13 protein-coding genes are annotated in these 13,609 nt (G+C 41.9%); 4 read left to right on the top strand and 9 right to left on the bottom strand.

The window, feature by feature from the left end:
- Positions 1-26 precede the first annotated feature (26 nt).
- The 3 genes from J8Z25_RS15790 to bioH form a co-directional block, all read right to left on the bottom strand.
- Positions 27-893 (bottom strand): putative metalloprotease CJM1_0395 family protein, encoded by an 867-nt coding sequence (locus tag J8Z25_RS15790; protein ID WP_250661404.1) that lies wholly within the window; start codon positions 891-893, stop codon positions 27-29.
- Positions 894-898: 5 nt separating this feature from the next.
- Positions 899-1,207 carry a hypothetical protein gene (locus tag J8Z25_RS15795; RefSeq protein WP_130050337.1) on the bottom strand — a complete coding sequence of 103 codons (309 nt, stop codon included), beginning with the start codon at positions 1,205-1,207 and terminating at the stop codon, positions 899-901.
- A gap of 101 nt (positions 1,208-1,308) precedes the next feature.
- Positions 1,309-2,046 carry a pimeloyl-ACP methyl ester esterase BioH gene (bioH, locus tag J8Z25_RS15800; protein ID WP_130050336.1) on the bottom strand — a complete coding sequence of 246 codons (738 nt, stop codon included), beginning with the start codon at positions 2,044-2,046 and terminating at the stop codon, positions 1,309-1,311.
- Positions 2,047-2,104: 58 nt separating this feature from the next.
- Between bioH and J8Z25_RS15805 the strand changes: the two genes are divergently transcribed.
- On the top strand, positions 2,105-2,815 hold the full coding sequence (locus J8Z25_RS15805) for a ComF family protein (RefSeq protein ID WP_130050335.1): 711 nt from the start codon (positions 2,105-2,107) through the stop codon (positions 2,813-2,815).
- 12 nt (positions 2,816-2,827) lie between these two features.
- Here J8Z25_RS15805 and J8Z25_RS15810 read toward each other — a convergent pair whose 3' ends face one another.
- Positions 2,828-5,380: a M14 metallopeptidase family protein gene (locus J8Z25_RS15810; protein ID WP_130050334.1), complete on the bottom strand. Its 2,553-nt coding sequence runs from the start codon at positions 5,378-5,380 to the stop codon at positions 2,828-2,830.
- A gap of 144 nt (positions 5,381-5,524) precedes the next feature.
- Here J8Z25_RS15810 and nfuA point away from each other — a divergent pair, with 144 nt between their 5' ends.
- Together nfuA and J8Z25_RS15820 are read left to right on the top strand one after the other, a co-directional pair.
- A complete protein-coding gene (gene nfuA, locus J8Z25_RS15815) occupies positions 5,525-6,100 on the top strand; it encodes a Fe-S biogenesis protein NfuA (RefSeq protein WP_054554437.1) in 576 nt (191 codons plus the stop codon).
- A gap of 14 nt (positions 6,101-6,114) precedes the next feature.
- Complete coding sequence (locus J8Z25_RS15820; RefSeq protein ID WP_167658426.1) at positions 6,115-6,384, top strand: hypothetical protein; 270 nt, start codon at positions 6,115-6,117, stop codon at positions 6,382-6,384.
- 1 nt (position 6,385) lies between these two features.
- Here J8Z25_RS15820 and dinF read toward each other — a convergent pair whose 3' ends face one another.
- Entirely contained in the window at positions 6,386-7,720 is a 1,335-nt protein-coding gene (dinF, locus tag J8Z25_RS15825) for an MATE family efflux transporter DinF (protein WP_130050332.1), read from the bottom strand.
- On the opposite strand from dinF, the gene J8Z25_RS15830 reads away from it, so the two are divergent.
- Positions 7,697-8,728 (top strand): polysaccharide deacetylase family protein, encoded by a 1,032-nt coding sequence (locus tag J8Z25_RS15830; RefSeq protein WP_250661405.1) that lies wholly within the window; start codon positions 7,697-7,699, stop codon positions 8,726-8,728. The two genes, dinF and J8Z25_RS15830, sit on opposite strands and share 24 nt — an antisense overlap.
- Here J8Z25_RS15830 and J8Z25_RS15835 read toward each other — a convergent pair.
- From J8Z25_RS15835 to J8Z25_RS15850, 4 genes are all read right to left on the bottom strand, one after another.
- Positions 8,715-9,749, bottom strand: a complete 1,035-nt coding sequence (locus J8Z25_RS15835; RefSeq protein WP_250661406.1) for a protein-glutamate methylesterase/protein-glutamine glutaminase — start codon at positions 9,747-9,749, stop codon at positions 8,715-8,717. The two genes, J8Z25_RS15830 and J8Z25_RS15835, sit on opposite strands and share 14 nt — an antisense overlap.
- A gap of 8 nt (positions 9,750-9,757) precedes the next feature.
- Positions 9,758-10,375, bottom strand: coding sequence for a chemoreceptor glutamine deamidase CheD (gene cheD / locus J8Z25_RS15840; protein WP_130050330.1), 618 nt, complete (start codon positions 10,373-10,375; stop codon positions 9,758-9,760).
- Complete coding sequence (locus J8Z25_RS15845) at positions 10,372-11,190, bottom strand: CheR family methyltransferase (protein WP_130050329.1); 819 nt, start codon at positions 11,188-11,190, stop codon at positions 10,372-10,374. Before J8Z25_RS15845 ends, cheD begins: the two co-directional genes overlap by 4 nt.
- 65 nt (positions 11,191-11,255) lie before the next feature.
- Positions 11,256-13,583, bottom strand: coding sequence for a methyl-accepting chemotaxis protein (locus tag J8Z25_RS15850; protein WP_250661407.1), 2,328 nt, complete (start codon positions 13,581-13,583; stop codon positions 11,256-11,258).
- Positions 13,584-13,609: the final 26 nt, after the last annotated feature.

Genomic DNA, 13,609 nt, shown 5'->3' on the forward strand with positions numbered 1-13,609 from the left:
ACTTACGCGGTTTTTATTTAAGGATGTTAAATAAAAGCAGAAAACTGATTTTGATTGGTGGGCGAGGTAGCTGCTTGATACAAGTTAGCAATACGTGTGGCACGCTCGTCTACTTCTACATCACGCTTTGCTGTTTTTGTTTCACTGCTTTGAGTTGCGCTATCTTCGGCATAATCACTATTTATTTTGAAGGTCGATTTGCCTGAATCAGCATCGCTATCTGCTGATTGACTGGCAAGCTCAGCTTGTGCTGCCATAAGTTTTTGTGTGGCATCGGCCGCGATAGAACGATCAGCACTCGATGGTTCTTGTGGTGCAAGCGCTGCTGCACGCACTGTCTGCATTTTTTCGATTGTGGCTTTTGGGTCGCCTTTTATTTCAGCAACATCAATTTGCACTTCGCCGCCTACGGCATAGTTTGTACCGTCGGGGCCGCGTTGATACTCATAGCTTGGCGAGCCTGCATATTGACCACCAACTGTCGCATGCGCTTGCTCATGAATACGCACCTCGGTATCTCGTGCTTTTAACTCTTTAATTTGTTCAGCATCTTGCTGTTCTTGCTCTGCAACCTTTTGCTCTTTTTGTTGTTCTTGTTTAGCTTCCTGTTGTTCTTGCTCTGTTTGCTCAGACTCGCCTTGTTCGCGACCTTGCTGACGCTCTTCAATTACTTTGTCTTCAGCAAGACGCCCTTTAGCATCATAAGTACCGGCCTCAGAACCAGGCTGCTTGGTTTTGTCGCCATCATTAAGGGTTTTGTTTTCCGCGTTACTCGGCTTGGTAGCAGCAGGAGGTGGGATCACTTCACGTAACTGATTATCACGGCGAGCACTTTCAGTGTGCACATTCGCCGTGTTGATATTAATCGAAGGAAACGGAGTGACGATATTCATAAGTACTAAACTTTAATATCTATTAGTGTACCGAGCACTTCATCAGCAGTTTGAATCGTGTTGATATTGGCTTTTGCATTAAACTCTTCAACTTTCAAATTGACAAGCGACTCATCGATTGGGGCAGGTTGTGAAGCTGGCGGAGTAACAGCTTCATTTGGACTCGCCGCTTGTAATTGCCGTTGTTGAGCTAATTGGGCATCATCTTGCTGATCAATTGAGGCACGGCTAATCTCTGCGCTCGCCTTTTCGATACCTTGACTAGCACGGTTATAACCTTCTACCGCATTATTAAAAACAGAACTGATTGGCATAACACCCTCCAACAGTGAGATCTACTTGTTAATTATCGCTCATAAAACGAGCAAAATAAAGCTAAATCCCGCTATTTTTCTGGCCTCTCAGCGAGTTTTGCTTAACACATTGATTTCAGTGCTGATATAAATGCTGCTTTATGAGAAATAAATGGCGCATGTGAGGCTTTATCTAAAACCTCATATTCAAACTGAGGCTGTAAAGCATGCATTTTTTCAATCGCACGATAAGGTACTAATGAATCTAAACGGCCGAAAATACCACGCACAGGTACGCTAAGGTTAGCGAATAGCTCACGCAAATCATCCTGCTGTAAAATGTCTAAGCCAGCACTTAAAGCCTGCTCTTGTGGCGCTGGATACTGGTTTAAAAGTGCTTTTAGCTGCTTAATATCGTCCCGAGCTGATTCACTGCCCATCGCTTGTATCGCCAAAAACCGTTCTATCGTTTTTTCTCTGTGGCTAACCAGCTGATCTTTAAAGGCGTTTAATACTTCAGGCTTGATACCCGGCCATTCGTCGGTTTGCGCAAAAAATGGCGTTGAAGAAACCAACACAACCTTTGCTACCTTGTCTGGCCAATGTGCAGCAATATACAAAGCAAAAAGACCACCTAAAGACCAGCCAACAAGAATAGAGTTATTATTGAGCTGGGCGCTTAATTGCTGAGCTGCATCATGCAAAGAGTAAGGTGTTGGAATTGACTGCGCATTACCAAATCCAGGTAAGTCAAAGCAACGGACTTCACCATCATGGAAAAACTCAAGCTCAGGCTTGATCACTTGCCAAACCCCCTGGTTCATTCCCCAGCCATGTAATAGCACCATATCATTTTGCATATTTTGTATTTCCCAACCACACTTAGCGCTCATAATAGCGTTTAAAGGAATGAATGCAATGTCTCACTTCTCACATACCTTAAAACTAGGGCTAGACGCACTGTTCCCTAACTTTTGTATTAGCTGCCAAAGTCACATACAGGCTAATCAAGCCTTGTGTCAGTATTGTTTAAATGACCTCAATTTGTTCGATCTTACACGCCACCCAAACTTGTTACACAGACCTGATATATGTGATGCATTTCCTGATAGTAATTTTGATTATTTAATTGCCTGTGCTTGGTATCAAGCGCCTTTGAAACTTTGGCTCAAGCAATTGAAATTTAACGATCAGCAGTATTTTCGTGTGGCACTACAACAAGTAATAGAGAGGCAGCTGCAATTAGCTCGTCAGGTTAATATAAATTGGCCCGATCTTTTTATTGTGCTACCACTGCATAATCAGCGCTTTTTAGCACGCGGTTTTAATCAGGTAAGCCAAACTTGGCTGCCTGTTTTAAAAAAGCAGCAATGTACTGTTAGCTCAGCTCTTTACAAGCAAAAAGCAACCAAAGCGCAATCACAGTTAAGTAAAACGAAAAGAGTTAAAAATCTACAAAATGCGTTTGTTTGTCAGCAAGATTTAACAGGAAAAACCGTGGCAATTATTGATGATGTGATGACCTCTGGCGCAACCATAAATGCTGCGACAGAAGCCATAAAAAATGCAGGGGCTAAGCAAGTGTGGGCTATGCTCACTTGCTTAACTGGATTAGACAACCTGCGCTAAGATTAATTGTGATTATTTATCACCTGAGGCATGAAAGGCATTACCAAAGAATAATGCATTGCTCAGTAATCGGCTGGTACCATACCAATAACCACGGAACACTGGGTTATCGGTCATGCCTATCACACTCCCTTTACCATAAGAGTGCGCAATTAAGCCTGCCGCACCAGCTACTTGTTCTACGTTTACGTCATCAGTAAAGCCAGCTAAAAGCGGTTTATCTGTGTAAGTAAGCACGTTCACAAAAGGTGCGTCTGATTTCTCAAGTAGCCAAGTACTATTCTTAAACACAGGTAATGTATTGCGATTCAGCGAATACGTAAGTGGGTGAGATAAATCCACTGAAGTATTAAAAATTGCACCGGCAATACGCTGACGACCAGCTAAGTCATCTTTATCGGCATAGGTAAGCCCTGTTGTATCAAATGCACTGGCTACATCACGACGAGATAAGTAATTAGCCTTTAGTAGTTGCTGATCAGCTAAGAATTTAGCACCGCCTTTATGTCCCCAAATAACACCGCCTTTACGAACCCACGATTTAATAGCCACTTTAGTCGCATCATCAAGACGATTGAAATTTCCGTGCGCTAGAATAATATGACTGTAGTTTTCAAGGTCGATGCGATTTAAGCGCTCCATTTCGATAATGCTTGGCGCTGTGCCAACGAAACGATCTAAGTAATACCATACTTCACCAAGTTCATACTGGCTGGTTCCCTGACCTCCCACTAGTAATACTTTAGGCGCTTTCACAACCGCCATTGCACGAGAACCTAAATCAGCACCTTTAACCGTTAAGCCCGAGCTAATTGGTGTTATTTCAATGCCAAACTCATTCTGCGCTTGGTTTAAATAGCTAACCCAGTTGCTATCAGTTTGCAGACCTGCAGGAACAAGAATACTACCTGGCTCAAAAGCTATTTCACCTGAAGGCGTTTTTGCTGTAAGTGGGCTTAATGCCACCCGTGCTTTCACACCTTGTTCGAGTAAGCTATTAAGCATTTTTGGCGCTAGGTAATCATCCCATTTGAATGCATAAGCATAGCTTTGTGGTAAAGCGGCAAAGCTTGATTTAACACTTTGCTGCCAAGGCATTTTGGCAACCTTTAAGCCCCAATTACTGCTTACCTTTGCAAATTCTAAATTAAAGGCATGAGCAAGTGTCCAGCCAGATACATCATAAAATGTATTATCGACAAAACGCTGTTGCTCACTAAAAATCGCTTTAATTAAACGAAATTGCGGCTGTGCTAATGGTACATAATAGCTCTGCTCAGAAAAGCTTTGACCGTTCACTTTTAGCGGCTCTTCTAACATGTACGCATTGATTTGATGTTGTTTTAATAAATCAAGGAAGTACTTCATGCGACTTTGATCAGCGCCGCCTTTCACCACATACCCTTTAAAGTCTTCATCACCAGCAAGGTCAACAGCTTTGTTGTAAAATTTTGCTTGATAATCAAGTAAGTCTGTACGGTTATCAAGCGCGGCTTGGAACGTCGATAGGCTCGTTAATAACTGATTTTTAATCGTAAACGGGAAGCTTAATGGGCCGTTGATGGTTTCTTGTAAGTGACCACGTGAGCTCGCTTGTTCAAATAAAATACCTACACCGCCATTTACATCTGGGTAAGTTGAGCCTTTACCATAGTAAAAGTCATCGAAGCTTTCTTCAGTGAAATAAAGAGCATTATGCTCATCAAGTGTCTTTGCATGATAGTTTGCAATTGCTTTAGTTAGCGTGACATTTTCTTCAGGAGTGATTGGGTGCTTACGAGTTGGGATCCCAGGCTGGAAAAAGTATGTGCTGTTTGGGCCCATCTCATGGAAGTCAGTTAGGATATTGGGCTTCCATTGATGAAACTGCGCAATGCGTGCACGTGATTCAGGGTGCTGTAGTAACAACCAGTCACGATTTAAGTCAAATAAATAGTGGTTAGTACGGCTACTCGGCCAACTTTCAATGTGCTCGCGAGTTTGTGGATCTGATGATAACTTCATACCACGGTTACTATTCGCCCAATTTGCAAAACGTGCTAAACCATCTGGGTTCAATGATGGGTCTAGTAAAATAACCGTGTTGTTTAGTAAGGCATCTATTTCTGGGCCTTGTGCAGCGGCAAGGTAGTAAGCAACGAGTAGCGATGCATTACTACCTGATGACTCATTCCCATGAACACTGTAACCCATCCATACAACCGCAGGTTGTTTGCTTGAGTCACTCGTTCCACCATTTAAGCGAGCTAAGTGAGCCTTGCGGATTTGCTCTACCTGACCCAGCTTTTCTGGTGCTGTGATGGTTAGCATCACAAGCGGACGCTGTTCATGTGTGCGACCGATTACTTTGAAGTTCATTCGATTACTTTTTTCAGCAAGAATTTGCATATATTGCACAAGCTGATCGTGACGTACATGCCACTCACCCACTTCGTAACCTAGCACCTGCTCTGGGGTAGGAATAGTTGGGTCAAATTTCACATCTTCTTCAAAGTAATAAGAAAGAGGTTTTGCTAATGCGCTGACGCTCACTAGCATGGTTAATATTGTTATTATAAAACGCATAGATAGCACCCGTAATTATTTGATGTTTTAACGCTACCATTCGATAAAATAGATGCAACTTTTTACGCTCAACACTGGCGACAATACGATGAGCGGAGTATGATACTCAGTATCCGAGTAATTTAGTCAAGTATAGTCCGTTTTATGATCTCTATTTCTGAATCTGCACAATCTCATTTTGCTAAACTTTTAGCAGACCAAGCTGAACAAACGAACATTCGCGTGTTTGTAGTAAACCCAGGTACTTCGCAGGCTGAGTGTGGTGTTTCTTACTGCCCAGAAGACGCCGTTGAAGCGACTGATATTCGTCTACCATTCAATGGCTTTGATGCCGTTGTTGATGCAGAAAGCGCCCCTTTCTTAGAAGAAGCTGAAATCGATTTTGTAACTGACAAAATGGGAACTCAGTTAACACTTAAAGCGCCAAATGCAAAAGCACGTAAACTTAGCGATGATGCGTCACTGCAAGAGCGTGTTCAACACATGCTTGAAACTGAAGTTAATCCACAGCTCGCTAATCACGGCGGTCAAGTTAGCCTAGTAGAAATTACTGCTGACGGAATTGCAGTACTACAATTTGGCGGTGGCTGTAACGGCTGTTCAATGATTGATGTCACACTTAAAGAAGGCATCGAAAAAGAAATGATCGCCAAGTTTGACGAAATCAATGGTGTAAGAGACATTACTGATCACCAATCTGGTGAACACTCTTACTACTAACTGGTATTTAAAGCATGCTTAAAAAATGGGTATTTCGCTTAGGTAGCGACCCCAAGTTAAGCTTAAAACGCTTTCTTCGCGGCCTAGCACTATTTGTGCTGGCCGTGATTTTTATTGCTATAGGTTATTATGGGCCCGCACTATTTCAATTAATTGGTCTGATCATTTTAGCTGTGGCGATATTCTTTGCAGCCTGGGGCTACTTAGGTATTTTTGCCAACCGCTTTGCACAAGTCTTAGAACGATCTTCACCGAAAGATCACGACCCGGATCTATGGAAGTGATTTAATCTAATAATTGCTGATTATTGATAATTTTACGGTAGCGAATCCACAGAGTTAACCCTCGCATCAACATAAAGCTCGTCATAGCAAACCACAAACCATGGTTCTGCCAGCTACTTACCAGCCAAAACAGTCCAAAGAAGCCCACCAAAGCACTAAATAGCATTGTATTTCGCATGTCTTTGGCACGTGTTAAACCCACAAATACGCCATCAAATAAGAAGCAACCCATCGCCGCAATAGGTAAAATAATGACCCAGGGAAGGTAAACAGTTGCGAGGCTGATAACCTCTGGCACATCGGTAAGTAAACGAATGATTGCCTTGCCAAAAAATAAAAATATAAGACTATAAAACACGGCAAATAACCCGCCCCAAAACAGGCTCAAATTAACCCATAGCTTAATCTGCTTAGTGCTTTGTTCTCCTTTAGCTTTTCCGACCTTAGCTTCACTTGCATAAGCAATACCATCAAGTGCAAAGCTCACCAACATTAAAAAGTTCAGCAATACAGCATTGGCTGCTAAAGTTGTTTCACCGATACGTGCGCCATAAAAAGTCATAAAGCTAAAACACAGTTGTAGCGCCAGTGAACGAATAAATATATCACGATTTAAATTCACTAAATCAAGTAACTTAGCAACACTTAACCATGCTTTCACGGCAAGGTTAACACCCTGCTTTTTGGCAAGTTGTGCAACTAACATAAGTGCAAAAACAAGGGCAGTATAATCAGCAATTAAAGATGCCCACGCAGCTCCAGCCACACCCCAATCAAGAAACACCACAAAATAAATATCAAGCACGATATTAGTAATATTGGTGATAAGTAATAAATAAAATGGCCCGCGGCCATAATGCACCCCTAACATCCAACCAAGTAAAACCAAATTACACAAAGCAGCAGGCGCACTAAAAATACGAATTGAAAAATAGCTATTTGCTTGTTCTAAAACAGCGTCATTGGCATTTGATAAATATGCCATTAAGGATTGAATAGGTATACTCAGCGCTATTAATAACAGCGCAACCGCTGTTGCTAGTAACAAGCTGCGCTTTAATAGCTCAGCGAGTAAGGTGTGATCGCTTTTACCATAGGCCTGTGCAACCAACCCTGTGGTGCTCATCCGTAAAAAACCTGCTAGCCAAAATAATAACGAGATAACTGCTGAACCGAGTGCTATACCAGCCAAATAGTGAGCGCTTCCTAAGTGACCGATTACAGCGGTATCAACTAAACCTAACATTGGCACAGTAATATTTGATAAAATCATCGGACCGGCTAATAACAGTAAACTTTTATGGTGTGCCTTATGACGTTTAAGAAAATGTTTCATTTAGTATTTGCAGTCCTGTTAGGTTTATCTTTGCGTGCCCATGGCGCTGTCATTCTACAGTATCACCACGTCAGTGAAACCCTTCCTGCGGTAACCAGTGTCAGCAGCGATACATTCACAGAACATATGCAATATTTGCAAGATAATAACTTTAAAGTTATTCCATTAGATGAACTCATCACCGCATTACAAGCCGGCCAGCCTCTGACAGATAAAACCGTCGCGATTACCTTCGATGATGGCTATAAAAATAACTATGAAGAAGCGGCACCAATCTTAGAAAAGTTTGGCTATCCATATACTATTTTCGTTAATCCCGAGTTGATTGATGAAGGCAAAAGCTATGTTATGACATGGCAACAGTTAAAAGAGCTATCTAATAAAGGCGCCATAATCAGCAATCACACACAAGTCCATAATTACTTACATCGCAAACAGCCAGGCGAGATTGAAGAGGCGTGGTTAGCTCGCACTAAAAAAGATATTCTATCTGCTCAGCAACGCATTAAAGAAGAAATTGGTCATGATTACAAATATCTTGCTTACCCTTATGGCGAGTTTAACAATTCATTACAACAGTTAGTTAAATCTCTAGGCTTTGTTGGTATAGGTCAACATTCGGGTGCTGTAGGTATCCATTCTGACTTTACCCGATTACCACGCTTTCCGGCGTCGGGCTTTTATTCAAAACTTGATACGCTTGCCACTAAACTAGACTCGCAAGCATTCACTATCAAGCAGCTCACCTACTCAGATAGCGTAACGCATGAAAACCCGCCAAGTTTAAGTATGCAATTTGATATGCAAGACTTTCATAAAAGTCAGTTTGCTTGTTATGTCTCTGGTATTGGCCAAGCAGACTTAACTTGGCTTAGTAAAGATACGGTGAAGATCACCTCACCTGAAAAACTGAAAAAAGGCCGCTCTCGCTTTAACTGCACAGCCCCTTCTATCGCGAAAAAAGGCAGTTACTACTGGTTCTCTCAACCTTGGGTTATTGTACCTTAGCAGCTTGTTTTAGCATTTGCGCTGCAACCTTATCAAGGCGAACCACTTCATTAGCCGCATTAAGCTCTACTGCGGCTTTAGGCATGCCCCATACCACTGACGACAATTCATCCTGTGCTATGGTGTAAGCCCCAGCTTGATTTAATGCAAGCATGCCTTTGGCGCCATCGCTGCCCATACCGGTCAATAACGCAGCCACCGTTACTTTAGGGCAAGCCATAACCAAGGAATTAAATAGCACATCAACCGCTGGACGATGGCGATTAACCAACTCACTCGAGTCAAGCTGACAAAATAGAGCCCCTGCTTTTTTCACCACACTTAAATGCTGATCGCCTGGTGCAATATATGCCCAGCCAGTTTGTAGCTTATCACCATGTTCAGCTTCTTTAACGTTGATTTTACAGGTTCTATCCATGCGCATCGCAAATGAAGTACTAAATACAGGAGGAATATGCTGTGTTATAACAATAGGTGGGCAGTTTTCTGGCATGCGTACTAGCACTTCTTTAATCGCTTCTGTGCCACCTGTTGAAGCACCTATTGCAAGCACGCTATTAGCTTTAAACTCAAGTGTTGCTAAAGAGCTATCGTCTTCAACTTTTGACTCTTTAAAGGCACGCACTCTAGCACCAGCTGCTGTACGCACTTTTTGATGTAGTAAATGCGCATAACGTTGCAAATTTTCAGTGACATTAATAGTTGGCTTGGCAATAAAATCAACTGCGCCAATTTCGAGGGCTTCCAAAGTGATTGGGGAGCCTTTTTGAGTAAGCGTTGAAATCATAACAACCGGCATAGGACGAAGACGCATCAAGTTTTTTAAAAAGCTTAATCCATCCATTTTTGGCATCTCGATATCAAGGGTTAAGACATCTGGATTAAGGCGCTTAATTAAATCTCGGGCTTGATAAGGGTCTTCTGCCGCACCAACGACTTGAATGTCTTGCGCTTGCTCGAGTACCTCCTTGAGTAAACCACGGATCAAAGCAGAATCATCAACTATGAGTACTTTGATCATATGCTCTCCTAAAATAATTCAATATCCGTTTCTGCATCTTGTTGCTCAATATCGTGTAAGTATTTAATTTCACGTTTCTCGAGTTGATCAGAGTGCAATTCACGCATCTTTTTAACCTGTGCCTTGCCTGTTTGTGGATCAAACATCACCTTACGTGGCCAAGGCCCGCCAACATCATGGGATACTAAATCTAAACCTTCTTCAAGTACATAGGCATTTGCAAAACGAATATTGCCAACACCAATATCTGTCATTGAACGAATAATTTTTCCACCACCAAATAGTTTAACTTTGAGATTGCGTCTAGAAGCACCATTTTTTAGGATTTCATTGATCAAGTATTCCATTGCCCAGTTGCCATAGCGGCAGTTAAGGCTGTGTGCGTTGCTAGGATCAACGCCTTTTTCTGCTGGTAGCATAAAATGGTTCATGCCACCAATGCCTAAACCTTCATCGTAAATACAGGCTGCAATACAAGAACCTAGCACGGTTGTGATCAGTTCATCTGATTTTGAAACATAAAACTCGCCAGGCAATACCTTAGCAACGACTTTGTGGCGCTTACCATCCCAAAACCGCTTAACGTGTTCAAAACCAGGCAATACAGGTTTAAAATGACTACTCATAGACCACCTTTTTGATAGATCGTTTGGCCTAAATTCTTAAACTCTTTGTGGTCCTTACCCAGTGTTTCGGAATGCCCTAAGAATAAGTGACCGGAATCGGTCAACAAATCATAATAACGTTTAAATAGGGTATCTTTGGTCGGCTTATCAAAATAAATAACAACATTGCGACAAAAAATAACATCAAACGGCCCTTTCATAGGCCAGCTCTGTAATAAGTTTAGACGTTTAAAAAAAATATTTTTTTGTAGTTCGGGTTTTACTTTATATAACTGTTCATCATGGCTTTTTAAAAACCAGCGTTTAAGTTGGCTTTTGTCTAAACCATTCACATTCGCTGCTGTGTATGTACCAGCCTGCGCTTTAGCGAGCACATTTGAATCTAAGTCAGTGGCTAGGATTTTCACATCCCAGTCAGATGGAAATAAACTGCTTAAGGTCATAGCAATAGTGTAAGGCTCTTCGCCGGTTGAGCAGCCTGCAGACCACACCCTTACACGTTTTTGCTTAGCATTACTTACCAGTAGTTTTGGTACTATGGTATTTTTTAGATAACTAAAATGATGGGGTTCACGAAAGAAAGAAGTCAGGTTAGTCGTTATTGCATTAATAAACTCACTGAACTCTTGCTCTTTGTGCTCTTCGAGAAAATCTAAGTATTCTTTAAAGTTCTTAAGCTTATGTTGGCGAATACGTCTTGCTAAACGCGAGTAAACCATCTCGCGTTTATGCTCCGCTAAGACAATGCCGCAAGCATCGTACACTTGTGACGAAATAGCTTTAAAATCACTATCCGTTAATAAAAACTCTTTCATGTGTTTGACCCTGCAGCTGTAACATTAGATGCAATTAACTAGTTAGAATTTTGTTGGGAAGAGTTTTAAAACTCTTCCCACTCATCACTAGGGTCAACAAAGTTATTGCCTTTTGGCGCCGAGCGTACTGGTGAGCTTGACTGTTTAGCGGCAGGCGCTGAACTTGCACGGCTGGTTATATCCATCTCATTATTTGATAACGAGAAGAAGTTTAATAAGCGGCGCATATCATTCGCTTGCTCTGCCATTGATTCTCCAGCGGCAGATGCTTCTTCAACCAAGGCAGCATTTTGCTGAGTCATTTCGTCCATTTGGGCAATAGCTTTATTAACCTGCTCAATACCAGAGCTTTGCTCTTCAGATGCTTGGGCAATATCAGAAATCATCGCTGTAACTCTTTGCACCGCTGTAACAATTTCTTGTAATGTTGAACCTGATTCATTAACTAGTAATGTACCATCTTCAACTTTTCCAACACTGTCTCGGATCAATTCTTTGATTTCTTTTGCTGCAGCTGCTGAACGTTGCGCTAAGTTACGCACCTCACCAGCAACAACCGCGAAACCACGGCCTTGTTCACCTGCTCGCGCAGCTTCAACAGCCGCATTCAACGCTAGTAGGTTTGTTTGGAAGGCAATTTCATCAATTACACTGATAATGTCTGCAATCTTCTTACTTGATTCATTAATTGCTGACATACTGGTGACAGCGCGATTTACCACTTCACCACCTTTTTGTGCCTTAGTGCGTGTTTCTTCAGCAAGTTCATTTACTTCTTTTGCATTATCAGCATTTTGACGAACCGTACTGGTCATCTCTTCCATGCTTGATGCTGTTTCTTCAAGTGATGAAGCTTGCTCTTCAGTACGTTGACTTAAATCAGCATTACCTTGTGAAATTTCTTCTGCGCCACTTGCAACCAGCGTTGCTGAGGTATTAATGCGATTAATTACTTCAGTAAGCTTATCAGCCGTGGCATTTGCATCACGTTTTAGCTTGTCGAACGAACCTTGGTAGTCTTGCTCAATACGTTTTGATAAGTCACCGTTCGCCATGGCATCCAGCATGTTGCCAGTGTCTTTTACTGCATCATCAACAATGCTAACAAGGCTATTTAAGCCCTGCGCTAGACGTAAGAAGAAACCTTGTTTACCCGCTTCTTCAACACGCGCTTCTAAGTCACCACTCCCCGCAGCAGCGACGAGGCCTGCAATTTCTTTTTCAATAGCGACTTCCGCGGTTCTATCTTCCCACTCCACTACCGTACCAATACGTTCGTTTTCTGGGGTGAAAATAGGGTTTGCAACCAAGCCAAAAGTACGCCCACCCACTTGAATTTCAGTGCTATAAGTATCACTTAACTTAGCAAGCATGTTGCGTTGATGTGCTGGGTTCTTATGGAACACATCAATATTTTGACCAATCAAATTATTACTGTTGAAATTAGGTAAATCTTTTCTTAAATCACTTTCAGCAATCTTCATCATGTTCAGAACAGCTTCGTTCATGTAAATAATGTTGTTGTCAGAATCAGCAATCATGGTATTCGTTGCTACACGGTCAAGTGCACGACGTACTCGCAGGTTTTCTTCTGCTGCACGCTTTTCAGCTTCGGCTTTATTTACGCTATCAGTAATATCTTGCCACTCAACAATAGTACCTAAACGCTTACCTGATGCGCTCACCCAAGGTGTTGCAATCAAGCTAAAAATAAGCCCTGCTAAACGCAATGTCGTTTTGTATGGTTCAGATAATGTTTTTAGCAGCTCACGTTGGTGTGACGGTTGTTTATGAAAATCATCAACGCAGGTTCCAACTAGGTTTGCAACTGAAAAGCTAGGTAGCACAGTTTGTAACGTTGACTCACGAGCTTGCAGCATTTGCTTTACTTGCTCATTAACGAAAATAATTTTCAAATCGTTATCGGCAATCATCACATTTGCTTGGCATACACGCAGCGCATTTGATAAGTCAGCATCACGTTTTGACTGACGTTCAAGCTCTTTTTGTGGTGTAATATCGGTAGCAAGCTTGATGACTTTAGTGACATTGCCATTGCTATCAATAATCGGGTTATAGGTGCCTTGAATCCAAACTTGCTTGCCATTTTTACCGACACGCTTAAATTCATCAACAAAGAATTCACCGCTGCGTAATCGTTGCCAAAACTGTTGATATTCAGGGCTTTGCGACTCTTCTTCAGCAACAAACATAGAGTGGTGTTGCCCTTGAATTTCTTCGAGTTGGTACCCCATGGTGTTTAAGAAATTAGCATTGGCAGTAATGATCTGCCCCGATGGTTGAAACTCAATCATCGCTTGCGACTTTCTCAGTGCCGCAATAACTAAATCATTTTCCGACTCAACATTTTTAGGACTGCTAAACCATCCCATACCCTTCACCTTCTTGTTAATCTACC

This window comes from Pseudoalteromonas sp. SCSIO 43101, from assembly GCF_023650775.1.
Taxonomy (GTDB): Bacteria; Pseudomonadota; Gammaproteobacteria; order Enterobacterales; family Alteromonadaceae; genus Pseudoalteromonas; species Pseudoalteromonas apostichopi.